Source organism: Affinundibacterium flavidum, assembly GCF_014284175.1.
GTDB classification, from domain to species: Bacteria; Pseudomonadota; Gammaproteobacteria; order Burkholderiales; family Burkholderiaceae_D; genus Undibacterium; species Undibacterium flavidum.
Map to the genome: position 1 here is coordinate 24,171 of NZ_JACOGA010000026.1, position 26,188 is coordinate 50,358.

General features: G+C 46.9%; 25 protein-coding genes and 1 riboswitch. Of the genes, 5 read left to right on the plus strand and 20 right to left on the minus strand.

Annotated features, from left to right (window positions below):
• Window positions 1–169: 169 nt before the first annotated feature.
• From H8K55_RS20080 to H8K55_RS20130, 11 genes are all read right to left on the minus strand, one after another.
• On the minus strand, window positions 170–541 hold the full coding sequence (locus H8K55_RS20080) for a nuclear transport factor 2 family protein (protein WP_186943868.1): 372 nt from the start codon (window positions 539–541) through the stop codon (window positions 170–172).
• Window positions 542–639: 98 nt separating this feature from the next.
• Window positions 640–1,305, minus strand: coding sequence for a phytanoyl-CoA dioxygenase family protein (locus H8K55_RS20085; protein WP_186943870.1), 666 nt, complete (start codon window positions 1,303–1,305; stop codon window positions 640–642).
• A gap of 90 nt (window positions 1,306–1,395) precedes the next feature.
• Window positions 1,396–1,959, minus strand: coding sequence for a dienelactone hydrolase family protein (locus H8K55_RS20090; RefSeq protein WP_186943872.1), 564 nt, complete (start codon window positions 1,957–1,959; stop codon window positions 1,396–1,398).
• A gap of 6 nt (window positions 1,960–1,965) precedes the next feature.
• Window positions 1,966–2,388: a hypothetical protein gene (locus tag H8K55_RS20095; RefSeq protein ID WP_186943874.1), complete on the minus strand. Its 423-nt coding sequence runs from the start codon at window positions 2,386–2,388 to the stop codon at window positions 1,966–1,968.
• A 288-nt stretch (window positions 2,389–2,676) separates the two neighbouring features.
• Window positions 2,677–3,429, minus strand: coding sequence for a substrate-binding periplasmic protein (locus H8K55_RS20100; protein WP_186943876.1), 753 nt, complete (start codon window positions 3,427–3,429; stop codon window positions 2,677–2,679).
• A 128-nt stretch (window positions 3,430–3,557) separates the two neighbouring features.
• Window positions 3,558–4,946, minus strand: coding sequence for a sulfite reductase subunit alpha (locus tag H8K55_RS20105; protein ID WP_230408739.1), 1,389 nt, complete (start codon window positions 4,944–4,946; stop codon window positions 3,558–3,560).
• A gap of 133 nt (window positions 4,947–5,079) precedes the next feature.
• Window positions 5,080–6,168: an FAD:protein FMN transferase gene (locus H8K55_RS20110; protein WP_329605074.1), complete on the minus strand. Its 1,089-nt coding sequence runs from the start codon at window positions 6,166–6,168 to the stop codon at window positions 5,080–5,082.
• A 114-nt stretch (window positions 6,169–6,282) separates the two neighbouring features.
• The gene (locus H8K55_RS20115) at window positions 6,283–7,104 is read right to left on the minus strand and encodes a DUF4198 domain-containing protein (RefSeq protein WP_186943879.1); all 822 of its coding nucleotides are present in this window, start codon (window positions 7,102–7,104) and stop codon (window positions 6,283–6,285) included.
• 32 nt (window positions 7,105–7,136) lie between these two features.
• Window positions 7,137–7,649, minus strand: coding sequence for a DUF2271 domain-containing protein (locus tag H8K55_RS20120; protein WP_186943881.1), 513 nt, complete (start codon window positions 7,647–7,649; stop codon window positions 7,137–7,139).
• 55 nt (window positions 7,650–7,704) lie between these two features.
• The gene (locus H8K55_RS20125; protein WP_186943883.1) at window positions 7,705–8,340 is read right to left on the minus strand and encodes a PepSY-associated TM helix domain-containing protein; all 636 of its coding nucleotides are present in this window, start codon (window positions 8,338–8,340) and stop codon (window positions 7,705–7,707) included.
• 249 nt (window positions 8,341–8,589) lie between these two features.
• Window positions 8,590–9,270: a Fe2+-dependent dioxygenase gene (locus tag H8K55_RS20130; RefSeq protein WP_186943884.1), complete on the minus strand. Its 681-nt coding sequence runs from the start codon at window positions 9,268–9,270 to the stop codon at window positions 8,590–8,592.
• 408 nt (window positions 9,271–9,678) lie between these two features.
• Here H8K55_RS20130 and H8K55_RS20135 point away from each other — a divergent pair, with 408 nt between their 5' ends.
• Together H8K55_RS20135 and H8K55_RS20140 are read left to right on the plus strand one after the other, a co-directional pair.
• On the plus strand, window positions 9,679–11,967 hold the full coding sequence (locus tag H8K55_RS20135; RefSeq protein WP_186943886.1) for a catecholate siderophore receptor Fiu: 2,289 nt from the start codon (window positions 9,679–9,681) through the stop codon (window positions 11,965–11,967).
• 197 nt (window positions 11,968–12,164) lie between these two features.
• Window positions 12,165–12,623, plus strand: coding sequence for a ferritin-like domain-containing protein (locus H8K55_RS20140; protein WP_186943888.1), 459 nt, complete (start codon window positions 12,165–12,167; stop codon window positions 12,621–12,623).
• Window positions 12,624–12,708: 85 nt separating this feature from the next.
• Here the strand turns inward: H8K55_RS20140 and H8K55_RS20145 are convergent, their stop codons facing one another.
• From H8K55_RS20145 to hemP, 3 genes are all read right to left on the minus strand, one after another.
• The gene (locus tag H8K55_RS20145) at window positions 12,709–14,001 is read right to left on the minus strand and encodes a DUF2325 domain-containing protein (RefSeq protein WP_186943890.1); all 1,293 of its coding nucleotides are present in this window, start codon (window positions 13,999–14,001) and stop codon (window positions 12,709–12,711) included.
• 26 nt (window positions 14,002–14,027) lie between these two features.
• A complete protein-coding gene (locus tag H8K55_RS20150) occupies window positions 14,028–14,366 on the minus strand; it encodes a hypothetical protein (protein WP_186943892.1) in 339 nt (112 codons plus the stop codon).
• Window positions 14,367–14,648: 282 nt separating this feature from the next.
• Window positions 14,649–14,834 (minus strand): hemin uptake protein HemP, encoded by a 186-nt coding sequence (hemP, locus tag H8K55_RS20155; protein ID WP_186943893.1) that lies wholly within the window; start codon window positions 14,832–14,834, stop codon window positions 14,649–14,651.
• A gap of 208 nt (window positions 14,835–15,042) precedes the next feature.
• On the opposite strand from hemP, the gene H8K55_RS20160 reads away from it, so the two are divergent.
• Entirely contained in the window at window positions 15,043–15,816 is a 774-nt protein-coding gene (locus tag H8K55_RS20160; RefSeq protein ID WP_186943894.1) for a C1 family peptidase, read from the plus strand.
• A gap of 57 nt (window positions 15,817–15,873) precedes the next feature.
• Window positions 15,874–16,254 carry a VOC family protein gene (locus H8K55_RS20165; protein WP_186943895.1) on the plus strand — a complete coding sequence of 127 codons (381 nt, stop codon included), beginning with the start codon at window positions 15,874–15,876 and terminating at the stop codon, window positions 16,252–16,254.
• 217 nt (window positions 16,255–16,471) lie between these two features.
• On the opposite strand, the gene mmsB is transcribed toward H8K55_RS20165, so the two are convergent.
• From mmsB to H8K55_RS20195, 6 genes are all read right to left on the minus strand, one after another.
• A complete protein-coding gene (gene mmsB, locus H8K55_RS20170) occupies window positions 16,472–17,374 on the minus strand; it encodes a 3-hydroxyisobutyrate dehydrogenase (protein ID WP_186943896.1) in 903 nt (300 codons plus the stop codon).
• 23 nt (window positions 17,375–17,397) lie between these two features.
• The gene (locus H8K55_RS20175; RefSeq protein WP_186943897.1) at window positions 17,398–18,609 is read right to left on the minus strand and encodes an enoyl-CoA hydratase/isomerase family protein; all 1,212 of its coding nucleotides are present in this window, start codon (window positions 18,607–18,609) and stop codon (window positions 17,398–17,400) included.
• Window positions 18,606–19,400 carry an enoyl-CoA hydratase gene (locus tag H8K55_RS20180; RefSeq protein WP_186943899.1) on the minus strand — a complete coding sequence of 265 codons (795 nt, stop codon included), beginning with the start codon at window positions 19,398–19,400 and terminating at the stop codon, window positions 18,606–18,608. Before H8K55_RS20180 ends, H8K55_RS20175 begins: the two co-directional genes overlap by 4 nt.
• The gene (locus tag H8K55_RS20185) at window positions 19,397–20,557 is read right to left on the minus strand and encodes an acyl-CoA dehydrogenase family protein (RefSeq protein WP_186943900.1); all 1,161 of its coding nucleotides are present in this window, start codon (window positions 20,555–20,557) and stop codon (window positions 19,397–19,399) included. The genes H8K55_RS20180 and H8K55_RS20185 overlap by 4 nt, the downstream gene beginning before the upstream one ends.
• 10 nt (window positions 20,558–20,567) lie before the next feature.
• A complete protein-coding gene (locus H8K55_RS20190) occupies window positions 20,568–22,103 on the minus strand; it encodes a CoA-acylating methylmalonate-semialdehyde dehydrogenase (RefSeq protein ID WP_186943901.1) in 1,536 nt (511 codons plus the stop codon).
• A gap of 259 nt (window positions 22,104–22,362) precedes the next feature.
• A riboswitch (cobalamin riboswitch) is annotated at window positions 22,363–22,574 on the minus strand.
• 110 nt (window positions 22,575–22,684) lie between these two features.
• The gene (locus H8K55_RS20195; protein ID WP_186943902.1) at window positions 22,685–23,608 is read right to left on the minus strand and encodes a LysR family transcriptional regulator; all 924 of its coding nucleotides are present in this window, start codon (window positions 23,606–23,608) and stop codon (window positions 22,685–22,687) included.
• Between the two features lie 132 nt (window positions 23,609–23,740).
• Between H8K55_RS20195 and metE the strand changes: the two genes are divergently transcribed.
• Window positions 23,741–26,056 carry a 5-methyltetrahydropteroyltriglutamate--homocysteine S-methyltransferase gene (gene metE, locus H8K55_RS20200; protein WP_186943904.1) on the plus strand — a complete coding sequence of 772 codons (2,316 nt, stop codon included), beginning with the start codon at window positions 23,741–23,743 and terminating at the stop codon, window positions 26,054–26,056.
• The last annotated feature ends 132 nt before the right edge of the window (window positions 26,057–26,188 follow it).

Below are 26,188 nucleotides of genomic sequence, written 5' to 3' on the forward strand. Positions count from 1 at the left end.
AGTGTTTTTTCTGCATAGTTTTCTCGCTATCGAATTTTATCCAAGCTGCGCTTTATTTCGCTCCACAGTATAAGGGTGCAAAACAAAATTTCAAAATTAAAATGCAAAGTCAATTTTGCAATCTGAGTTGTAATCTAAGGCAATCAAATCGTACGAATAAACACGCGATTCAGTCAGTCGCGTGCAATGTTTTGTCACCTATCGCAAACGATGCTCGTTGAATTCGGCCATCGATCACTTCGTAAATACAAAGCATCTCTATCGTGCCTTTACCCTCGGGAAAATTACGCGTGATTAGCTCGGCATCCGTGACTATATTACCCACCACCATACGAGATATCAGCTTTGCATGTAGATCAGGTTCGACAAAACGCGACAGGTAGCGCTCGCGCATTTGCGGGTGACCAGATGCCAGCAATTCTCCGTGCAATGTGAATTGTTCTGCATCCGGTGCGTAGTTAGCCATTAATGCGTCGATATCTTTACTGTTATAGGCATCGAGTTGTCTTTGAACGACGGCGAGTGGTGAATTAGTGGTCATTATGAGCTTGTGTAGAAATTGTGTTTGGACATTTGGAAATAGTAGAGGAGACGCTATACGCAGGCATTTTTTAGGCCTGTTTTAGGCTAGCGATGAAATCAATCCCAATAAATGCCATCTGGTAACTGCCAGTCGCTAAACTCTAAATGCAAAACCCGCCGCTTGCCGGGAATTGTACTTTTACTTGAGGCATGCAGTAAATGCGGACGCATGACTAGTGCAGCACCTCTTTGGGTTTCACAGTAGTGGATTTTATCTTCTGTCACGATGTCGCTGATCTGTTCGGGTGACAATAGACCCAGTTTGTGACTATCGGGTATCACTTTGAGACAAGCGTTTTCTTTCGGTGTTGCATCCAGATGTACGCGTATCGTCACCATTTCATCTACAACTTCTAATGGTGGTTGCACGTGCAAGCTGCCATCCTTGACACTCCACGCACGCCAGCCAACTGCGTCAAATTGTTTGGATACTGAAACGGTTTTGTCCTGGTGCCAGGTCACATACCAATTCGATTCGGGTGACTTATTAAAAAGAATGGCTCGAACCAATGAGGCGCCGACAGGTAAAAAATTTTCAGATTTTTTCTGAAATTCGGCGCTGCTAAGGTAGTCTGCAACGGCAGGTAATTTCTTGTTGATATGTCTGAGGCCGCTGCCGATATTCGGGTTTGCAGATTGTTCGACGTCGCTGACGATCGTTTTCAGCCAATGCTGAGAAATAAAATCGTCGACGATCTCAAATCCCTTATCAAGAAATTGCATGATGGTTTGTTGTGTATCAGTGTGAGAGAATTTGCGTATGATTATTGCGATAGCTTGTCTGCGTCAATACTTGTCTGCGTCAATACTTGTCTAATCACGTTTGTTGTATCGCGTCAGAAAAGACTTTATCTGTGTTAGTTGTCCTCGTGTATGTGCTTCATTAAAGTGAGGTGAGTGAGGATTCATGAAGCCGTGATGCGTATCTTTGATGATGGTGCATTCAACTTGCGTATGGATCATTTTGGCGGCCACTGTTTCTGGTCGGAAGGACGATTCATGTTCCGCGAAGATCAGCGAGGTAGGACAACGTGGAACAAGGGATAAATAATCTCTGATACGTGAACCATAAATTAGCTGAGCATAACTATCAGGGTGGCAATTTTCGCTAGCGGTATGTAGCCACATACTCGTTGCACCGACGCTGAATCCTATTAAAAGGCAAGGTGTGCTTCCAGCCGCTTCTGCAATTTTTTGCTGGTAGGTCGTAAGCCCATTTTTCGCATGAAAAGCAGCGACCGCTTCTTGCTCTGTTTCGAATGGACATCCATCAAGATTCCAAGGTGACAGAAATCTAATCTCACCGTCGTTATCTTGAAACAGCGCTTTGAGATCATTGTTGATGCCGTGTATGTCTGTGGCGACTAGGGTTTGCATAGTCGTTCAGTTTTTCTTGCTTAAAGAGAAGAAGCCAAGCGGTGAGGCGCCGCCCATTCCCAACGCGTAATAATCGCCACGGATTACTTTCTTTCTTAATCTGCCGTTTAACATTAAATAGGCGTCGCAAATTTCATTGCGTCCAATCGCCAATCGGTTCTTTTCAATAGAGTACGACAGCATGTCGGAAACGGGGAAGAAATTCTTATCTTTTGTCGTTGACGACAAAACTATGATTCTTGACCATTCACCAGCGATGCACGATTCTGCTTTTTGTTTAGTGAACTGAATGTTGAGCGTTGCGATCGTTTGGTGTTTTTTGTTTTCTATTTTTAAAATCCACTCTCCATTTAAGTTATGTGACCAAGCTAACGTCGGGAAGCTCAATGTAACGATGATAAACAGTAAACGACAGATGTACCCGTTCATTTTGAGGACTTTGTTTTGGAGTGAAAGAAACCGAAGTTAACATAGTTGTAAAAAATAAACAACAAAGTCTCGATGTACTCGATATCTCAATAAGCTTATTGCGCTCATAAAATTTACCCCGGTAGCTTACGCGCCGCACCGAATTAATGATGAACATCGATTCGACTATAAGCTCGTTGAAGGCGTTTTGCTTATGGCACTGTACGCTGTCGCTACGATGGATAGGTGAAGGTGGATGGGTGACAAAAATCTAGTAACTGCGATTGGCGTCGCATAATCACACAGCGCTTATTGTTCGTTATATTTCTTTAGAATTTTAAGAAAACTTTTGTCCTTCTTCATTTCTTCTAAGGAGCTATTCCATTGGGCAACGATGGCTGCATCCGTGTTTTTTGAAACAGCAATATACAAGGGATTCTTAAATAAATCGTAGGCGAGTTTGACGTCTGATGCCTGGTAGCCGGCTAAATTTGCCGTGATGGCGACGCCTTTTTTTGCATCGGCGTAGGCGGCAATTCTGCCTATCATTAATTTCTTAAAGCTAGAGGCAACTGAGCTGGCGCGATCCAGATTGGTGAAGCCCAATTTACTGAGGGTTTGGTCACGGATGTCGTCGCGATACACGCCAATCAGACCGATCTTTTTTGCATCCTCAAGCTTATTAATTTGAATTGATGAATCCGCTTTGACGTACAGACCATACTCAATAAATAGGATAGGGCCTATCCATTGATAGAGTTGCTCCCGGTCGGGCGTGCGTGCCATCGTGAACAGAAAACTATTCGGCTCTTTGTTTAATTTGTCGATGCCGCGTGACCATGGAACGACCTGGATGCGATCTTTGTTGCCGAGTCGTCGTTGGATTTCTTGTACGACTTCAACCGTCAAGCCAGTCAGCTTTTTATTCTCGTCATAAAACTGAAGTGGTTTGTCGTCTTCGCAATATAGGGACAACACTGGTGAAGTTTTGTTTTGCGCTAGCGTTTGCGTATTCAGACAGAGTAAGCTGGCCGCTATCAGGAGAATTTTTATTACGGCCATGGTTTAGCTTTGCCTGGATCTTTGATTAATATAAGAAATAGTTTAAAAAATTCTTTTTTTTCTATGTATATAGAGACGGACTATAGCCAAATTTATTCTGACAAGCAAATGTTCTGTGGAATCTCGGCTTAATAAACATCTCTCCGATAAAGCCCTTCCTCGCGCATGCGTTCTAATTGTTTATCTCCTAAAATTTCGCGCAGTGCTGTATCAACGCCGCCAGCCATGCCTTCTAAGCTGCCGCAAACATAAATTGCAGCGCCTTGCGCTACCCATGCGCTCAATTCGGTGGCTTGTTCGCGTAATTTGTCTTGTACGTAAATGCGTTGGGTCTGGTCGCGGGAGAAGGCTAGGTCAAGTTTGGCCAATGTGCCATCGGCTTGCCATTGTTCGATTTCTGTTTGGCAGAAAAAATCGTTGGCGCGATTGCGCTCGCCGAAGAATAACCAGTTTGGTGCTTGATGTTGTCCTTGTTGAGCACGATGTTTGAGATGAGCGCGCAAGCCAGCGATGCCAGTGCCGTTGCCGATCAGGATGAGTGGGCAGTTATTGGTCGGTGGATGGAAGCTGCGGTTGCTGCGCAGGCGTAATGCTATCGTGCTGTTGATATCGGCGTAGTGTGTGAGCCAGCCGGAACCTAGTCCTAAGCTACCATCGGCCTGTTGCATTTGGCGCACGATGAGTTCGACCGCACCATCTTGCGGGATGGAAGCAATCGAATATTCCCGGTGCGGTAAGGTCTGTTCGCTGCCCGGGCGACGTGGCAGGATTTCGGCGATGTCACCTGCCTGCCAGCTGCTATTGCTAATGCTGGTGCTTGGTACTAAGCGTAATTGATAGACGGGATTGCCCTGACTGTCTGGATTGAGTAAGCGGCGTTCGTTCAATGTCCAATTTTCATACTCGGCTTGATGCCAATCGGCGAGATCGGTGTGACCACTGAGTACACCCAGATGGTGTTGCCAGTGGCGGAGTGCGCCTTCGTCGCCATTATCCACTTCAACCAGATCAAACAGACTGCGCGCGCCCTGTTGCCGTAGCCAGTGATCGAGTTGATGCCCGAATGCGCAGAAGGCTTGGTAGTGGCGATCACCGAGTGCCAGAATCGCGTATTGCAAGTGCGAGAGTGATGTTGTTTGTTGTGGGCTTGCATGCAGAACATTGCGATTAAATTTAGCCGCGCTGTCTGGGGCATCGCCTTCGCCTGTCGTGCTGGCGATGAATAAAATTTTTTGTGCTTGTTGTAATATCACTGGCGTAAACGCTTGAATATTCATCAAGCGAGATGGCATGTCGCCTTCTTGCAAACTGCTGAGAGTTTGTATTGCCAATTGTTCGGCGTAGCCGGTTTGGCTCGCGTACACGACAAGTATTTCGTCTGCGGCAAATGAGTCAAGCTGTGTCGTTGGCGGCGAACTGGCTTGATGCGCTTGCGCGTGGCCTTGCTGTATCCAGCAATAAAACAGGACATAGCTGAGCAGCACGCTGGTGGCGCTGCCTAAGCGTACTTGCTGCAAGCTAAGCGCCCCTAGTAGATAGGTGCTAAATGATGTCAGCAAAATCAGCGCGCTTATGCTCAAAGAAATCACTAAACCAAGTGTGAGGAGACGGGGCGCTTTTGCGGAATTTGTGACTGGTGGTGTGGATGTTTTAATCAAGATGCTCATCCATCATCGCAATGAAGGCTGGGCTCAAGTGCTCAACAAAACCATCGGGTTTGCGTTCAATAAAGCGCGCTGCCGCGTGCAGCCGTTTAGCGTAGGCCATGCCTTTTTTTACACCGAGTACGCTCATCGCCGTAGCCAGCGCATCGGCGATCATACATTCGCTATGCATCACCGTGACGGAAGCAAGATCGTGATCGACGGGGTAGCCAGTGCGTGGATCTATCGTGTGCGAATAGCGCTTGCCTTCGTGCATGAAATAACGATTGTAATCACCGGATGTTGCAATGGCTAAACCATGCAAGGCGACTACATACGAAGTGGATAAATCTTGAATAGGTAATTGTTCCAAGGTTGAATCGGGTACGACTTCGAGCTCTACCCACCATGGTTGTCCATCGGGTTTGCAACCGAGGCCGCGCAGTTCGCCGCCGACTTCGACCAGATAACTCGTGATCCCGATTTGTTGCAAATAACGGGCGACCTGATCAACGCCAAAACCTTTAGCGGTAGAACATAGATCGAGATGCACATTGCCGATTTGTAGTGCGCTGCTGTCGGTGGGGTTGAGGCGAATTTGTTGCCAATTAGTGCGCATGCGCGCTTGCAAGATCTCCATTGCTTCTGGTGCTTGCTCAATTTTTCCGGCAGGGCCAAAACCCCATAAATTCGCCAAGTGTCCAATGCTGGGATCGAAAGCACCACGGGTTTGTTCCGCGACGAAAACACTGTGCTGTAAGACTTTAAAAAACTCTGGTGGCAAAACTTGCCAGCTATTCGCTGGCGCACGATTGAATTGATTGATGTCAGAATCGGTTTCCCATGGGCTCATCTGCGCCACAATCTGATCGAGTTGCGCTTGGATTCCTGATTGTAATTCGGCGCTCTGAATTTCCGGCGCATGTTGCGAAGAGTTTAGATAGCACTGCACCTGCCAACTGGTACCCATACTAAAACCCTGCAAATTCACATAATGCATTCCACTATCGGGCACGCGCGGCTGACTCATATTGAGCGGAATCAGCACTTGACGTGCGGAGGGGGATAACTTGTCAGGAATAGATGAAGAAGACACGGTTACAACAATCAAATGAAACGGTTACAGGAGTTACGGATACGGCGTCTTACTTTGTGCAGAACACTGGCAATTTGAAGCGCTACCTCAGCTTGCCAGTGCACACTAGTCAATTTATTGCGGCAATACTTCTAAGGTCGCGATATAGCTGACACGACGCTCTTTGGCGGCAGGTACGGCGGTTTTATTGTCGCTAGTACGCGCTTGCAACCAATACATGCCAGCACCTTGCCAGTTGATCTTAATTTTACCGTCGGCATCGCTGGTATAAAACTGTTCGCCAAGTTTTTGGCGATAACGTGCGCCACCGGCAATTACGGTGACTTTCACGCCTGCTGCAGGTTGACCATCTAAGAGCAAGCGGAAACTCGCGGCTTCACCGTCGACGATGTCATTCGGATGGGTGATCGCTTGTAACTCTAAACCTTTGCCGCTAGGTTTTAAGGCGGTGTTGTTCGGGCTGCCATTCGTGACGAAGGTTTCGATGCGACTTTGATTTTGGAATACTTGTAATTCTTCTGCATTCGCCGGGACCTCTTTGGCGAAACTTTCAGCGTTGCCACGCCAGCGTTTTGGTGCGCCATTTTCCTTGTAATTGGCGATCAGCATGTCGTTCACAATACTGACTTTATAGGTGCCCTGCAGGCTCGCTCGCACATCAAAACTATTGCGCAATTTACCAAGAGCGATGCTTTCTGGCTTCACAATACTGCCATCGGCTGCAGTGATAATCAGGTTATCGATACTCAAGGTATTGTGATCGAAGTAAAACAGGTTTTCACCCACCGCAGCATCAAACGTAATCAGAGGCGCGGTGCCGGAATTGAGCGTCATCGCTGGCAAAATAAATGGACGGTCTGCCAATGCAGAAAGTGGTGTTAATAGAGCTGCGCTGAGGGCGCAACTGAGTGCGCTAGTGAGGGCAAGACGTTTCATCGTGGATTCCTTGATAGTGTAATTCGCTGAGATTATTTTTTGACCTGAACGCTGACTTTGCCCAGTTCATGGCTACCCTGCACGCTCATTACCGCCTGCTCTTTGCCATTCCAGGTAAATGGCAGTTTGACGACTTCACGACCTCCACCTTCACGCGCGGCTTCTACGATCAGGTTGTAGTCGCCTGCCGGCAGTTTTGCTAATGCATTGCTGTCACCCGCAAAGCTCAAACTGTGCTCACCAACGATGCGGGTGGCAGCACTCACGCCATCAACCGGCAAACTTAAATCGCGACCACTACGACGCCACCATTGGCGTAAATCTTTCAACCACTTCGTGCCTTCATTATTGCGTTTCTTGATGTCGTACCAGACTTGCAAATTCGCGGCTAAGGTTTGATCTGGACGCTCTATCCACAAAGCCACATAGGGTTTGTGATATTCGGCAACGTCCAGTTTAGGAACTTCTAACTTCACGACTAATTCAGCCGCCATCGCTGAAGAGCCTAGCAATGTGGAGATGGCGAAGGGGATGATTTTCTGCATGTTATACCTCGTCGATGAGAGCACTAAGATTAAAGTAAAGGCGGAAATACGGACATCAATGTATAAATAAAATGACTAATAAAACTGGCGCTACCAAACCCAGGGTAACTAGCGGCCAAGTCAACACGCGATTATTCGCATGCATCTTTAATAAAAATAAACCAGTGACACAAAATATCAGGCAAGCCAGTGCAAAAATGTCGATAAACCACGACCAGGCTTTGCCCGTATTTCTGCCCTTGTGTAAATCGTTCAAGTAAGCGACCAAGCCGCGTTCGGTTTTTTCGTACTCGAGCGCGCCACTGTCCATGTCAATTCTGAGCCAGGCATCGCCGCCCGGCCGGGGCAGGGCGACATAGATTTCTTCGGGTGACCACTCAGCCGCTTTCGCTTGGACATCAATCTTCAGATTTTGTTCTAACCATGTCTGCATTTCTTGCGGCAAACTTTGGTCCTTGGATTTTTTGCTGCGCTGAGGAATTTCCTGCGCTAGCTTGGCCAATAAAGCGGGCGGGATGATTCCTGTTTTTTTGCTGAATATGGGATGCGCTTCGATATCGCCTGCGTGATTTAAAGTAAACCCAGTGATAGCGAACAATATCATCGCAATTAAGCAAATCGCAGAACTGATCCAATGCCAGTTATGCAAATGACGTAGCCAGAATGCGCGTTGTTGTTGAGGTGTAGACACGTTATATAGAACCGAAAGTAAACTTGATGATGGAATGTTGCTGCCGCTTATTATTTCTTGTTAGGCTCTGTGGTCTAAAAATGGAATGACGATGGTTTGCAGACATCACATTTTAATTGAGAAAAAATCTCAATTGGAAAAGCACAAGAAATTGTTTTGTATCGCTTTGTTGCTTGGATAGTTTCAACCCGCTTAGTTTCAAACTGCCTGCTCGAATGCCGTATTGTGGTGCCCCCTATTTGCGGGCGATTATGTCTCTGCCCACATACGCACTAAATTATGGTATTGCGCCGTCAAGCTAAGCACTTCGGCACCGTCGCCTAATTTGTTACGTAAAGCTTGTATATTTTGATCCATCTCAAATAGCATGCTGCGACGGGTATCGTCACGTATCATGCTTTGCGTCCAAAAAAAGGAGCAAACGCGTACGCCGCGCGTGACTGGCTTGACCTGATGCAAACTGGTTGATGGATACAAAATTAAATCACCCGCTGGCAGCTTGACTTCATGGGTGCCATAGGTATCGACCACTTCTAATTCGCCACCATCATATTCATCGGGATCACACAAGAATAAGGTGGAGGATATATCCGTCCGCAAGCTGTAATCGGCATTGGGCACCTGACGTATGGAGCCATCCACATGTAAGCCGTAATGCTCACCACCTGCATAGGCATTAAATAGCGGTGGCACGATACGTAAGGGTAAAGCTGCAGAAAAAAAGAGCGGATGTTTTTTTACCGCTGCTAAGACAATTTTCCCTAGTTCTAAGCTGACTTCTGCATGTTCTAGGAGTTGTCGGTTTTGTTTAACTTGCGCCCCTTGTGCTCCCACGGTTTGTTTGCCATCAACCCAGTCCGTGGTCTCTAAGCGGCGGCGAAGATAGTTGACTTCTTCGATACTAAGGACGGCGGGAATGTGCAGCATCATGGGGAATATTCTTGAGAGGTTTCTTGTGAATTTGCGTCATTTTAATCAATATTCAAAAATAAGTAAATAAGAATCATTATCATTTAGTTCTTGCAAATCTAAATGAGAACTATTATTATTTGACTTTATCAAGTTTGCCAGCCACCGATACTGCGTCCTCCAAGTAGTTGTCATTAGCCAGCTTTTTTCCATTTGTTTTAGCCAGCCCAGATTTTTTATTTGGATTTGCGATGATGACGGATGCAGTTTTTGAGCAAGTTCTAATGTGTGGGTTGATTCAGCATAGCGTCAATCATGAGTTATCGACATTGAGGAACAGCAAACAGAACATGTGCGCTCACCACGTAAATAGCACCTATGGTGCGTCTGATGAAGAATCTGGATTTAATCTACCTTCCGGAGAATTCTGTGGCATATATTCGTAGTCGACAACATCTAAAGAACACCGTGCAATTGAGTCATACCCTGATTGCATTGGCCGCATTGGCCGCACCTTTATCTGTGCAAGCACAACAAGCTAAGCCAGCCAACGCGCAAGAAAAAACAAAAAAAGAAGCTGAACTGCCAGAAATCAAAGTACAGGGCACACTAGATGTGCCATTTAAAGCAGATACATCCAGCTCCAGTAAGTTTGTGAAGCCTTTGCTGGAGACGCCGCAAATGGTGTCGGTGATCAAGAAAGAATTACTGCAAGAGCAGGGCGCTTTCAACATGATGGATGCTTTGCGTAATACGCCAGGTATTACGATGCAATTAGGTGAAAATGGGAATACCAGCGCGGGTGATACTTTCCAAATGCGCGGGTTTGCAACGCAGTCTTCTGTGTTTGTTGATGGTGTACGCGATCTTGGTGCGGTAACACGTGATACTTTTAACGTGGAACAAGTCGAAGTGGTAAAAGGTCCTGCAGGTGCCGACGTAGGTCGTGGTGCTGCATCGGGCTATATTAATCTGGCGTCGAAAGTGCCCACTTTAGAAGATGCGGTCAGCGGCACAGCCAGTATTAATAATGGCAACAATAAACGTATCACGGCTGATATCAATCAAAAAATTGGTGATACAACGGCAGTACGTTTGAATGTATTCAAACAAGCAGGCGGCGTAGCAGGTCGTGATCAATTAGAAAGTAATGCTTATGGTATCGCGCCGTCCATCGCTGTTGGCCTTGGTGAAAAGACGCGTGCTTACTTCTACTCGCAACACATACGTCAAGATAATGTGCCTGATGGTGGTATTCCAACGGTAGGCTTAGCGGGTTTCTACAATGCTACTGCGGCAGTGATGGTCGCACCGAAAGTACGTTCAAAAAATTACTACGGTAGTGTCAATGATTTCGAAAAAGTAGAAGCTGATATGGCGACGGCGAAGTTCGAATTTGATCTGAGTGCGAATACCGTTTTGCGTAATGTGACGCGTTACGGACAGTCCTCTATGAAGCGTGCGTTAACGGGTGTAAATGGACTGACAGCGACAGGCGCTCAAAATACCTGGACTGTAGCGCGCACTCGTCAAGGCCTTGATCAAAGCAATGATATTTTTGCGAACCAGACTAGCGTCAATAGTAGTTTTGACGCCGCAGGTTTCAAGCATAGCTTATCTGCCGGTGTAGAGTTATTGCAAGAGCGTCAAACGACGAACACATTGGCTGTACCAACTGGTGCGGTGATTCCTGCAGCAAATCTGTACCAGCCAGATGCCAATACCGTGTTGCCAGCGTTGGCGAAAAACGGTGCGAGCAGCGACGGTCAAACCAAAACCGCCGCGCTGTATGTATTTGATGCGATTGATGTCAATGACGACTGGCAATTAAATACTGGCTTGCGTTACGAGCGTTACAGTACAGAATCGAAGACGGTCAGCCTGTCCACAGCGGCAGCGAATCCGACTTTGCCAGTTGGTACTTTGATTCCAGCGAAAGTAAACAAGAATGATGATTTGCTCAGTTGGAAGTTAGGCACAGTTTACAAAGTCGCAAAAAATGGTCGTTTGTACGGTGTTTATGCAACTTCATTGACGCCACCAGGCAGCTCTAACTTTTCTTTGAGCAGTGCTGCTAACAACGTCAATGGTCCGCTCGCCGATCCACAAAAAACCACCAATCTTGAGCTTGGTACTAAATGGGATTTATTAAATAAAGCATTGGCATTTACAGCGGCTTTTTATCGTACCGATAACACGAATGAAATCGTGCAAGTCGATGCTGTGACCAATGTTTTTGCGCAATTTGGCAAGCGTCGTGTGGAAGGTGTAGAGCTTGGTTTGGTTGGACAAGTCAATCCAGACTGGCAGATTACGGCTGGCGTCGCGACAATGAAAACCAAGGTTTTGCAAGGTTCAGCTGGTAACAATGCAGCAGGTGCGGCAGCACGCTGGTCACCTGACTTAACCGCGACCTTATGGAGTAGTTATAAAGTAGCACCAAGCTGGACCGTGGGTGGTGGTGTTCGTTATACCTCTGAGCAAAAGCGTATTGTTGATCCTAGTCTCAATGCGGCGCTACAAAATTTGCCATCGATTGCTTCTAGCTGGGTTGCGAATGCCGTGATTGGCTATCAGGCAACTCGCAATTTATCTTTGCAATTAAATGTAAACAATCTGACTGACAAGGAATACGTTAGCACTTTGAACAATAGTGGTGCGCGTTATACCGTAGGTAGTCCACGTACGATTTCACTGAGCGCGAACGTATTGTTCTAAGTTTTTTGCAAGGATTAGCTTTGATTCGCTGATCCAAAATAACGACAAGTCATAGACACTTAACGTGTAGGGCTTGTCGTTTTGACGTTTATTTTGACGTTTATTTTCACGATTATTTTCACGTTTACATAGATCGGTAATTAGGTACACAATGCAGCTGATGTCGCGCGTAGTTTAAGAAAATTAGGAGAAACAATATGGATGATACAAAAAAACAGATGGCGATTGATGCACTCAATCACATCATGGAATTAGAACTCGCTGGCGTGGTCAGATATACGCATTACTCGTTGATGGTGTATGGCTATAACCGCATTCCTATCGTCTCTTGGTTAAAGGGAAATGCCGATGAAAGTCTGGCGCATGCACATAAAGCAGGTGAGCTAGCAACCTTGCTAGGCGGCCACCCTTCATTAAAGATAGGCGCTCTATTAGAAACCGAAAAACATGATATCGGTGATATTTTGCGCGAAAGTTTGGAGCTCGAAACCACTGCTTTGTCAGCCTATTATGCCCTGCTCAAAATTGTTGAAGGCAGTTCAGTGTTACTGGAAGAATACGCACGTGAAATGATCGTTGCAGAAGAGTTGCATTTGGATGAGGTCAACAAGATGTTGCGCCGCCCGGGCGCAATTGAGGTGTTTGAAGCGTCCTGATCCAGTCATGTTGTAAGGCGTGTTGGGCGTCGCTGTCGCTTTGTGTGATCCAACACGCTATTTTTAGCGTTGTATTTTTTCACCATCATTTGTCTACCGTCGTAGTCGCTTCCTCAGATACCTGTTCTAATCCTCGAGCTAGCGAGGACACACTCGGGTTTTCTACAAACACACAGCGCTTGCCCGTGCGTTTGCAAAATTCTTTGACGCGCCAATAGGCATTGTGGCTGATACAGCCGGTTTGACAGATAACCAAATCTGCAGCGGCCAGGCTACTGTCTAATAAATTCTGACTATCTTCCATGCCGCCATCATGGTGTGCGAAGCGACCACCTACACGTTCGATTAAGTCGCGATAGCTGGCAACATTGCCGCTGCGGCCGCCGACACAAAGTACATTTTTTTGTTGTAGCTGAAGCGTAATCGGAATGGTGCGATGATGATTAAATTCTTTCGCTGATGTGACATTTTCTAGCGCACTTTCTAGTGTATTTTCTAATACATTTTCGTTCGTGACTTCGAGTGATCCATGCTTGTTGGTTTGCTTGAGTTTGTATGTGAGTTTGTGCTTGAGTTCCCGTATTTTTTGTTCCAATTCAGCTTGTCGTACTCCCATTCGTTCTAATTTTTGTTGTAGTTGTTGATGACTGTTTTTCTCAGCCTGCACCCGTTCTGGCGCAGCGTTCTTTAGTGCTTGTAAATCTGTATTCAGATAAGCGATGATACTTTCCTTACCTATACATTCGGCGCGTAACTGAACGATGTTTCGCTGTAGCTTTTCAATTTCTTGTGCCTTCTCTTGCATGTGGCGGGTGTGTCTTTCCTGATGGCGAGCAATCTCTCTGGCGAGTAGGGCATTTTCTTCTAATACAGCGTTAAAGCGGACAATGTCGGCACGCACGGTTGCACCAGCCTGATGTTGCAGCATGTGCATATCGCGACACATACCTTCTTGTAAGCCAAGATCGCATAAAGGATGTGTGAGTCCAGCCCAGAATGCACCGGCGACATCACCTTGATAGATGGCATCCAACCATAGTTGAGTTAAAGCACCCACCGTTTTCGCAGTACGAAACCGTTTAATGGTCAGCGAATAGCGTTGTTCCAAATCTTCTTGCAGTAATTCGGAGAGGCGATTGCGATAGCTGCTTTCGGCGATTGCTCCTACATGAATTTCGTAGTCGTCAGCTTGAGTTGCACCGCCAACAGCTTTGCCGAGCAGGCGTCGCAAGACCGCGAGTGGGATGCATACGCCGATGACAGGGCAATGCGTCTCCCTTGATAAATCCCACAAGCGGCGACGGCGCGAGCTCAGTGGTTTAGTTGCCGTTGCGCTGTTGTGTTGCTTTTGTTGACTGGATTCGTGTTTTTCGCACATCGTAAGTCTCCTCGCTGAAAGAAAGATTAGTGAACTTTGTGTGGGTAGTAGGGATAAGCATTTTCTTGCAGGAGTGCTTCATGCGCTAATGGATCTGCATCGTGTAAATCATTCGATGGATTTGCTTGGTTCGACGAGAATTTCTGTGCCTGCTCCTGTGCCTGTTCTATTGTTGCTTGCGCGTGTTTGATCATCTTCGCTAATTCAGAGAATGCATCGAGATCGAGACGTATAGAGATCGACTGTAGTGATAGATGTATGACGCTACATTCTGGGCAAATCATAATTTCGCCAATTTTGCTGTTGGCAATACTTAGATGCTGGCAGGCATTATTTGAACCCGATTGAGAGGCAGATGGTTTCATGTATAGAACCCCTGTTTAAAATAAATGTAAATAAATCGGTAGTGAGATAGCGGCGTACGAGCAAGCCGCATCTGACCTCAGAGAGAGGAAAACATGTTCAGATTTGCTGTGGAAAAATATCAATCAGCAGTAATATCGGTTGTGCAGGCGCGCCTTTGTTGTGCATGGGTTTCTCCATTAAAGCGGCACTGGCTGGCGGATTGTATGGTCGCTCTTCATAACATAAGCTGTGAAGAGTGTTGGCTGGCGGGTGCTTGAAAAGTGTGTAGTTTTGGATTGAGGCTATTTAGTCAAAATCAGTTTACCTAAGGAAGTACAACGAAAGCGATAAAGCACGCCATTGTGTTCAATTTCAACTTCTTTGTGACCGCGCAATATGTCTTTGCTGGAAATTCTCAAATTTGTGGCGATTTCTGGCAGATGCCTGACAGATTCTTGAGTAATTTTATTTTTGTCTGTGAGATTCATAAATGAAATATTTTTTATTGAGAGTAAGTCGTCGATTTATTATAAATGCGAATCATTCTCATTTACAAGGAGTATATACGATTTTATGAAAATTTTTTGTGTCTTTGCAGCAGCTGAGGAATCGTCACTATTGACCATATTTACATGCTTTTATGACCTAAGTTTCATATAAACTGTCCAGAATGTCTTTCTTAAGAAGGTGAACGTTTTGCAAACGAAACTATGTTTACTGCAGCCAGATGGTCCCGACTCGAGAGATCATGCGTTTCAGGTGCCACCTTTACTTTTACCTGCGCGTGTCGATTTACGTAGTCATTGTCCGCCAGTGTATGATCAAGGATCGCGGCTAGGTAGTTGTACTGCGAATGCGGTTTGTAATGCATTTCGTTTTAATCTAATGCGACAGGCGAGAGAGCAGGGACGAGTTGCGCCAGCCTATCATCCATCGCGTTTGTTTTTGCATTACAACGCTAGGGTATTGGCGGGTAAACAGCGTCAAAATAAAGGAGCGCAAATTCGTGATGCCATGAAAAGTGTGGCTAAACAGGGAATTTGCCGCGAGAGTGCTTGGCCGTATCGTGCCTATCAATATGCAAGCAAACCACCACATCACGCCTATCAACAAGCCTTAAATTACCAAAGCGTCGCTTATCAACGGCTACGGCATGAATTAGATGAGTTGAAAGCATGTCTGGCAGAAGGCTTTCCCTTTGTGTTGGGCTTAACGGTATACAGTGCGTTTGAGAGTGCGCAGATGACCAGTCGTGGTGTTTTGCATTTGCCCAAAAAAGCAGAAACTAAAGTCGGTGGTCATGCCGTATTAGCCGTCGGTTATAACGATGAAAGCCAACGCTTTATTTTGATGAATTCTTGGGGGAAGAATTGGGGGCAACAAGGTTATTTTACTGTGCCTTACGAGTATCTGATGCAAGAAAGAATGGCACGAGATTTTTGGACTTTGCGCGCTGTTGAAGTCGGTTGAAATCGGTTGAAATTTTGCTTATCTACTTAAATTACACGCTATTTTTACGAGGGAAACATGGAAACTAAAGTATCCGAAATAGGACAAATCGCCATTACGGTGAGTGATGTAGCAGCGGCGTTAACATTTTATCGTGACGTACTAGGATTGCAGTTTCTATTTAGTCCAGTGCCGACATTAGCTTTTTTGGCTGCGGGGACGGTACGCATTATGCTGAGTACGCCCCAAGGTGCGGGTGCAGTCGGTGCCAATTCTATTCTGTATTTTAAAGTTCAGGATATAGAAGCAAGGTTCGTCGATATCGTCGCGCGTGGCGCGGTCGCCGAACGCATCCCGCAGTTTGCTGCACCTATGCCAGATCATGATTTGTGGATAGGTTTTGTACGTGATCCTGATGGTAATCTGGTGGGGTTGATGGAAGAGAAGTCGAAGTCGTAAATGCTAGTGTTTGTTAGTGTTTGCTAGTATTCGCTAGCATTTGCTTTGATAAAAAAAGGCACCTCACTGTTACCGCATTTTATGCGCCATATGATTTTGAATGGCATGACATGCTCGAACAGTCAAATAAAGTACGAATGGCAAGTGAGGTGCTGTGAAGAACTTTGTATCTCAATTTTTTACTTAAATTTTTGACGAATATTGTGGGTGTTTTTGCTTACTGCTTGACTGTAAAACATTCCAAAATACTCGAAAAGTCTTTTTCTCCCGCGCCATGTTGACTGTGCATGCTGTATAGGTTGCGGGTTAGCTCTCCCAGAGGAATCGTTGCCTGACCTGCTAGCGCTGCCTGGGTAGCTAAGCCTAAATCTTTGAGCATTAAGTTGACGCCGAAGCCGCCGCTATAATTGCGCGATGCCGGTACATTGTCCATCACGCCAGGGTAGGGGTTGTAGAGTTCTAAAGCCCAGTTGCGACCGGAACTTTTACTCATGATGTCGGATAAGATTTTGGGATCGAGTCCGTTTGCCACACCTAATGCCAGCGCTTCAGCAGTGCCTGCCATTAAAATTCCCAATAGCATGTTGTTGCAGATTTTGGCGGTTTGCCCTGCGCCATGATCGCCCGCATGAAAGATATTTTTTCCCATTGCGCTGAGGAGTGGGTGGGCGCGTTCTAAGCTTTCTGTAGAGCCGCCCACCATAAAACTTAAGGTACCAGCAGCAGCTCCGGCGGTACCGCCTGAGACCGGCGCATCAAGCATCGCTAAACCGCGCGCCTGCGCTGCTTGCGCTACTTTTTGTGCAGACCATGGGGCGATGGTACTGCAATCAATGATGAGTGCATCTTGCGCTATGTGCGACAGTATACCGGTGTCCGCAGATAGGTAGAGGTTTTCTACATGGGTGCTGGCGGGTAGCATGCTGATGATGATCTGCGCGTCTTTTACGGCATTTTGTGCGGAGTGGGCGATACTGGCTCCGGCTTCGCTGAGTTTGTTTAATGCCGCTGCGGACAAATCAAATACTTGTAATGTGTATCCTGCTTTACATAAGTTCATTGCCATCGGTGCTCCCATATTACCGAGGCCGATAAAGGCGATGCGTTGAAGCTGTGACATGCGGGTTCTCCTTTTTAAATTGTTTAGGCTGCTTCTGCTGCACGCGCATTGATTGTTTTGTTCGAGGAACGCTCGAGGTCGTGCAGAGGATGGTGCTGTGCTAGCCAAGGGGAGCGGAAAAACTTTTCTTTGCTGATTGCGCTGACGTTGTTTAAGTTTTCTGCCTTCCAATGAGGCTGCAAGTCTTTGTCGATAATTAATGCACGTATGCCTTCGGCAAAATCAGGCTCTTGTGCGCAAACTAGAGCCGCGACCAATTCCATACGAAACACTTCAGCAAGAGATAGATGCTGCGCGGCGTCTTGTAAAGCGTAGGCTAGCCAAGCAGAAGTTGGATTCCCTTTTTGCAGATTGTTGGCGGCTTTTTGTAGGTAAAGATCTATGTTCTCCGTGCTGGCTAACGAGGTGATGTCGCTTACGATTGTTTGGAGATCGTCACCCTCGCATAACTTTGCTATCTGGCTCGCCTGTTGCTCTAATGGGCCTGGCAATGCTGCGCTTGCATGCTTAGCTTCCAAATGTTGCAAGACTAAATGCAGACGCTGGTGATTATCGCTATCTTGTTCGCTCCATAGCATGGTTTGCAAGGTAGTCAGCACTTCAGTTTTACTGGCATGCGGTAGTTGTACGTCAGCTAATCGGATAAACTTGGCATCGGTCGAATTAATGCTGGCACCAGTTAAGGCTAAAAATAAACCTAGCTTGTTTGGCATACGGCTGAGGAAGTAACTACCGCCCACGTCGGGAAATAAACCGATCGCGATTTCGGGCATGGCCAGGCGTGATTTTTCTGTGACGACGCGATGACTGGCACCCGCCATTAAACCGATACCACCGCCCATCACAATCCCGTGCCCCCAGCACAGGATAGGTTTTTGATAGGTGTGGATCAGATAATCAAGCCGGTATTCCTGCGAAAAGAAATCGAGTGCACAGGGATTACCAAGTACATCTTCAGATTGGGTTGACGCATGATGTGCCCGCATACTGGTATACAGATTTTGCAAATCACCACCTGCGCAAAATGCCTTGTCACCAGCCCCCTCTAGCATTACAACCGCGATACTGGAATCTTGTTCCCAGGCTTGTAGCTGCGTATGTAATAGCTGCACCATTTCCATCGATAAGGCGTTCAAGGTTTTTTCCACATTGAAGGTGGCGATACCTACATATTTGCCTTCCTGTGCAGCGATTCTTGAAAAAATAACGGGAGCGTTACTATCTTGTGGGATCATGAATTACTCCATATTGCAGGGCGTTTTTCCAGAAATGCCGTGACACCTTCTTTTTGATCTGCGGTATCAAACAAATTCGTAAAGGCTTCGCGCTCTTTTGGTAATACCGTTGCCAATGGTTGGTGACGTGCTCCCTGTATTAATTGCTTGCAGGCTTTGACACTGGTTGGACTTTGTTTGCTCGCTTGTTTTGCTAGCGTTAATGCGTGTTCCAACGCTGTGCCGGTTGCCACAACTTCTTCCACCAGGCCGATACGTAAGGCCGTTTCTGCGGTGATACGCTCGCCACATAAGATCAGGCGTTTTGCCCAGCCTTCGCCTACCAGCCACGCGAGGTTTTGTGTACCTCCAGCGCAGGGCAATAAGCCTACCGTTGCTTCCGGCAACGCCATTTGAGATTGGGTTTCAGCGATACGTATATCGCAAGCCAATGCACACTCCAATCCACCACCCATGGCATAACCATTAATCGCCGCAATAGAAACACCACGGAACTGGCTTAAGGCTTCAAATGCTTCGCCAAAACGACGTGCCATATCCAGAGCCACTGCTTTATCACCATCGGCAAATAGTTTTAAATCTGCGCCAGCAGAAAAGAATTTTTGCCCGCTACCGGTAATCACCAGGCTATAAATTGCAGGGTTGGCATTCAGGTCAGTCACCAGTTGCGTCAATGATTGCAGGCTTTCCGATGTCCAGGTATTGGCTGGTGGATTGGCTATAGTGACGATAGCGGTGTGTCCGCTGATTTCGCATTGCAGACTATGGTATTGATTTACGGATTGACTCATTGGAACTCCTCAGTGCTAGTTTGGGTTAACAGGTGGCGCGCAACGATGACGCGCATGATTTCATTGGTACCTTCCAGAATCTGATGGACGCGTACATCACGTAAGAACCGCTCTAATGGATATTCACGGATATAGCCGTAGCCGCCATGGATTTGCAGTGCCTCGTTACAGACAGCAAAACCGGTATCGGTCGCCAGGCGTTTCGCCATTGCGCAATACACAGAAGCATTAGGTGCTTTGCCATCCAGTTTGCTGGCAGCCAATCTAACCATTTGCCGGGCAGCGATCAATTCCGTCTGCATGTCTGCCAACTTGAATTGCAAGACCTGAAAATCCGCCAGTTTTTTTTGAAATTGCATGCGCTCGTTCATATAGGTTTGCGCACTGTTTAATGCTGATTGGGCTGCACCTATTGAACAGGTGGCGATATTGATACGGCCACCATCCAGACCACGCATGGCGATCCTGAATCCTTCACCTTCTTGTCCCAATAAATGTGAACGTGGAATCCTGACCCGATCGAAATGAATGGTGCGCGTGGGCTGGCTATTCCAACCCATCTTGTCTTCTTTTTTACCGTAAGTGATACCCGGTAAATCCGCAGGTACAGCAAAAGCAGAAATGCCGTTCGCGCCATCCCCTCCGCTACGGGCCATGACGACCAGCATATCGGTCGCTCCCGCGCCAGAGATAAAGGCTTTGCTGCCATTGAGCAGGTAGTCATCACCGTCAACCGTTGCCGTAGTACGCAAGGCAGCTGCGTCTGAACCGGCACCCGCTTCGGTTAAGCAATAGGACGCCAGTTTTGTTCCCACGGCCAATGGTCCTACCCAGGTATTTTGTATGTGAGTCGTTCCCCATTCTGCCAGCATCCAGGTTGCCATATTATGGATGGTGATATAGGCCGTCGTGGAAGGACAGGCGCGCGCCAGTTCTTCAAAAACGATAGCGGCATCGAGTCGCGTCAAGCCCAGGCCGCCCAAGGCTTCCGGTACATACATGCCACAGAATCCCAATTCACCCGCGTGCGCAATCACTTTCAAGGGAAAGAAAGATTGTGCATCCCATGATGCCGCCTGCACGGACATTTCCTTGCAGGCAAAGTCCCTGGCAGATTGTTGGTAGGCGCGCTGGTCTTCAGTTAGTTCGAAGTCCATGGTCGCCTCTCTACTTGAGCGAAATCGTGGTATTGACAGTCGCAGCGTTCACATTATCGTCAAACCAGCGCGCCGTAATGGTTTTGGTTTGCGTGTAGAACTGGATGACTTGCTTACCATAAGGGCCAAGATCACCCAATTTGGAAGCGCGTGAACCGGTAAATGAGAACAAGGGAACAGGTACTGGAATCGGAACATTGATGCCGATTTGTCCGACATCGACATCTTCTTCAAATTGACGAGCAGCGGCACCAGACTGTGTGAACAAAGCTGTACCGTTACCGTGAGGATTGGCGTTGATGATGGTGATGGCATCGGCCAAAGTATCGGCAAACATAATGCATAAAACCGGACCGAAGATTTCTTCATCATAAATACTCATGCCCGGTGTGACATGCGTGAAAATACTAGGGCCGATAAAGTTACCTTTTGGGTAGTCAGGTACTTTTGGCTTACGTCCATCCAACACTAATTGCGCACCATCTTTAACGCCTTGCGCGATCAACTCTTCAACTCTTTCTTTAGCAGCGCATGAGATAACGGGGCCGATATCGGTATTGGCTTCTACCCCTGCGTTGACAGAAAGTGTGCGCGTTTTAGCGATGATTTCTGGTAACCAATCTTGGCTACTACCCACCAGAATGACGACAGATAAGGCCATGCAGCGTTGGCCCGCAGCACCAAATGCAGCGCCGACCAAATTGTTGATCGTATGAGAGCGATTAGCATCAGGCAGGATAATGGCGTGATTTTTTGCACCCATCATACATTGCGCACGTTTGCCCGCCATGGTTGCACGTCGATAAATGTGAGTACCAACACGCGTTGATCCAACAAATGAAACTGCACGAATATCTGGGTGATCACAAATAGTATTCACAATTTCTTCGCCGCCATGCACGACGTTTAAAACACCGGGGGGAATGCCTGCCTCCAATGCCAGCTCTGCCAGACGCATCGTCACCATGGGATCTTGCTCTGAAGGTTTAAGGATAAAAGTATTGCCGCACGCAATCGCCATCGGAAAAGTCCAGAGCGGAATCATTGCTGGAAAATTGAAAGGCGTAATACCCGCGCAAACGCCTAAAGCTTGATTGATGGTGTAAGTATCGACGCCATTAGCAACATTGCTGGCTAACTCACCCATTTGTAACGTACCTATATTGGCTGCATGTTCAACCACTTCTAAGCCACGAAAAATATCGCCTTCTGCATCGGGTAGTGTCTTGCCTTGTTCGGCTGTCAAGATGCTAGCCAGTTCCGTCATGTTTTCTCGGATCAATTGCTGATATTTAAGAAAAATGCGTGCTCGTGTACTGATCGGTGTTTTTCTCCAGGTGATAAAAGCAGCTTTTGCACTGTCAACTGCTGCCTGCATTTCTTGTCGAGTCGCAAATGGCACGCGTGCCAGAACTTGTTGCGTGGCGGGATTAATCACGTTGCGCCATTGATCGCTACGGGATTCTATAAATTCGCCATTGATGAGTAATTTGACGCTAGGGACAGCAGAAGACAAAGCAGAAGACAATTTGGATTGCAATTCCATACGAGTTTCCTTTTACCATGCGCAAACGAAGGCGAAACTCTGTTCGCAAGATGTCGCTGCGCTGTGCCTGAAAACGGGAGGGCTGATCCAATACCTGTATTTCTTCAAACGTGGTGAGTGGATAAAACCAAATCCCGGCCATGGATGTGAAAACACATCCGCCACGCACCTTCCGTACGTGACCAGACCTTAGGAAAAAATAACAGAAAACAGTATTGAAAATGGATTACTGATTTCAAACACCGCCTTCCGCAATGTTTTCCATAGAGATCAACAGGCCGGTATCCGGGCTCGCAAGTCTTGTTACATCGCCTTCCCAGTCTGATGACCAGTGGCATGGATGATGTAACCGCACTCACTTACCGTTGCGGAGGCAGCAGGGGCTTGGCGATAGAGTTTCCTATCATGACCACTTTCCCGTTTAACACGATTCAAGATAATGAAGCGCGCACCTGTTGCTTGAAAGTGTAACACAAGCATTGACGTTAACGTAAACGTTAATCAAAAATTCTATCTTAACTTATATAAGCTTGCGCGAACTGGACGTGGAGTTGCAGATTGGTTCTGGCACTAGCTCCTGTTCAGAGCAACTCTATACTCGGCAATTGTAGAAAACTGGTTTCACGGATGGTCGCGACAAAATCTTTTAAATAACTTTTGTCGCTGATTTCCGGTAAAGATGCCGCGTACAAACTACCGATTAAACCTGATGCCGTGACACGTTTTGCCAACACATAATCACGATTCACATAATTCTGTGCAGCCCACACTGGCAGGGTAGCAATACCACGTTTGCTTGCGACTAATTGCATCATGGCGACGGTTAATTCTGTGGTGCGGCGCCCAGCAGTAGTGACGCCAGCAGGGGCGAGCACTTGCCTGACGACATCCAACATATCGTCTGGTACCGGGTAGGTAATTAAAGTATCGTTGGTGAAGTCTTGGGCGACCAGATAATCGCGTTCTGCTAGTGCATGATCTTTCGCGATGAGGGCAATGATTTCAAAACGGAACAGAGGATGGTAATGTACTTTTTCGCTGATATCGGTTTCTGACACTATTGCGATATCAGCGCGATGTTCATACAGCAAACCTACCGGATCTGCCTGAAAGCCAGACACAATATCTAGCTCGACTTCCGGCCAGCGCGTGCGAAATACATCCATCGCTGGCATCAACCAATCAAAGCAGGTATGGCATTCGACTGCGATGCGTAATTGCCCTGCGACACCCTGTGCCAACCGCGCCAAATCGCGCTCAGCCGCAGCCACTTGCGGCAACACCGCATTCGCTAATTGCAGTAAGCGATCACCCGCCGCCGTGAAGCGTATCGGCGTGGTTTTACGCTCAAACAGTGCGCTACCGTAATGCTCCTCTAATAGTTTGATCTGGTGCGATAAGGCTGATTGCGTCAGATTTAATAAACTTGCGGCGCGCAGCAAATTGCCAGCTTCATGTAGTGCTTGCAAGGTTTTTAAATGGCGGATTTCTAAGATGGAGATCATGGCTGAAATAATTTACTATGAAAATTTTTCAAGTTAAATATAAAAATTCATCGTTTGAATCATAATGGATTTTATCTCATCATGCAGAAATACTGAAACTTAATACTTAAACTTAACCCTCAGGAGCACATGATGAGCATCGCCCATATTTTAGGATTTCCGCGCATAGGCGCACAACGTGAATTGAAATTCGCCCAAGAAGCGTTTTGGCGTGGCGAGATTAGTGAAGCTGCTCTGCGTGACATAGCCAGTGATTTGCGTGCTCAGCATTGGGCATTGCAACAGCAAGCTGGCTTAGACTTTGTGACGGTTGGTGATTTTTCTTGGTATGACCAAGTACTCAGTACGCTGAACTTATTCGGTGCTTTGCCTACTCGTTATGGCTTTGATCGCGAGCACACCAGTCTGGAAAATTACTTTACTGCCGCCCGTGGCAATGCACAGCACGTCGCGATGGAAATGACCAAATGGTTTGACACCAACTACCATTACTTAGTCCCGGAGTGGACTGCTGATACACAATTTGACCTGCAAAAAAATAATGCCTTGCTAGAGGAAGTACAACAAGCACAGCAACTCGGTCATCAAGTCAAAGTCAGTTTGCTTGGGCCTTTGAGTTTGCTATATTTGGGCAAAGTTAAATCAGGCCTGAGTAGCCCATTAGAGCTATTGCATAAGCTACTACCAGCGTATAAAACCTTGCTGATCTCTTTACAAGAAGCGGGTGTGGAATGGGTGCAAATAGATGAACCAATTTTGGTTTTGGATCTCAGTGCAGAGTGGCTACGTGCGTTTGAGCCTGCTTACCAATTGTTGAGCACCAACACACCTAAATTGTTACTGACGACTTATTTCGATGCGGTAGCTGAACACGCTGATTTGCTGCATCGCCTAGCTGTTGATGGCGTGCATATTGACGTGGTACGCGCGCCGCAACAGTTGGAAACTCTGTTAAAAAACTGGCCACAAGGACGCGTTTTGTCTTTGGGCGTGATTGATGGACGCAATATCTGGCGCGCTGATTTGTCGAGTATTCTCGCACTATATCAACCCGTGCAAAGTCGTTTGAAAACGCTACAAGCACCTCTGTGGTTGGCCGCGAGTTGTTCTCTGTTGCACGTGCCAGTTGATTTGGATGTTGAGACTAAGCTCGATCCTGAATTACGTTCATGGTTAGCATTTGCCATACAAAAGCTCGCAGAAATTGTCAGCTTAAAACATGCCTTGGATGGGAATAAACAAGTGGCGCAAGAACAATTCGCTATCGCCGATGCCGCGCTGCAAAGTCGCCGTACTTCTAAACGTATACATATCGATTCAGTACAAAAACGATTGGCGCAAACGCAGGCTAGCGATGCAGAAAGAAACTCTCCATTTGCAGAGCGTATCATCGCGCAACAGCAGCGTTTTCAATTGCCTCTATTTCCGACCACGACGATAGGATCCTTCCCGCAAACCAAGACTATCCGTCAGGCACGTGCTGCGTATAAACGTGGTGAGTTAAAGCACTTGGAATACCTAGAAGCGATGCGTGCAGAGATTGCTTACGTCGTTGCCGAGCAAGAAAAAATCGGTCTCGATGTGCTAGTGCATGGTGAAGCTGAGCGTAACGATATGGTGGAATATTTTGGTGAACAATTATGGGGTTATGGCTTCACACAATTTGGTTGGGTGCAGAGCTACGGTTCACGTTGCGTGAAGCCGCCATTCATTTATGGTGATGTCTGTCGTCCAGAAGCAATGACGGTGGCATGGAGTGCCTACGCGCAAAGTCTCACGCAGAAGACTATGAAGGGGATGTTGACAGGACCGATCACGATGTTGCAATGGTCATTCGTGCGCGACGATCAGCCGCGTGCGACCACGGCTTTACAAATTGCCTTAGCTTTGCGCGATGAAGTGGCTGACTTGCAAAAGGCGGGAATTGGTATGATCCAAATTGACGAACCAGCCTTCCGCGAGGGTTTGCCTTTGAAGCAAAAAGACTGGACAGCCTATCTGGAAAATGCGGTGCATGCGTTCAAATTATGTTCGGCGGTCGTTAAGGATGAAACGCAAATTCACACCCACATGTGCTATGCCGAATTCAATGATATTTTGCCGTGGATTGCAGCGATGGATGCCGATGTCATCAGTATCGAAACTTCACGTTCGGCGATGGAATTATTGGAAGGTTTTAGCGACTTTGCTTATCCGAATCAAATCGGCCCGGGCGTCTACGATATTCACTCACCACGCGTGGCGAAAGTGAGTGAGATGCAAAAGCTTCTGCAAAAAGCGCGGCAATTATTGCCTGATCAAAGTATCTGGGTGAATCCTGACTGTGGTCTAAAAACACGTGACTGGCCAGAAACAATTGCGGCTTTAGAACATATGGTGCAAGCGGCGGCATTATTACGCGCGAGCTGCATGGAAGAAGCTGAGGTTGAGCATCAGCATTGCTGCTAAATGTCTACAGTGTCTAGAATGTCTCGAAATAGTCTAGGAATTAGCTAGTTAGAAAATTTTCGCGACTATTTCCAGGCATAGAGATTTTTTGATGTGTGATAGGAAACGTGTTCTCGGCACACATGCAAAGCT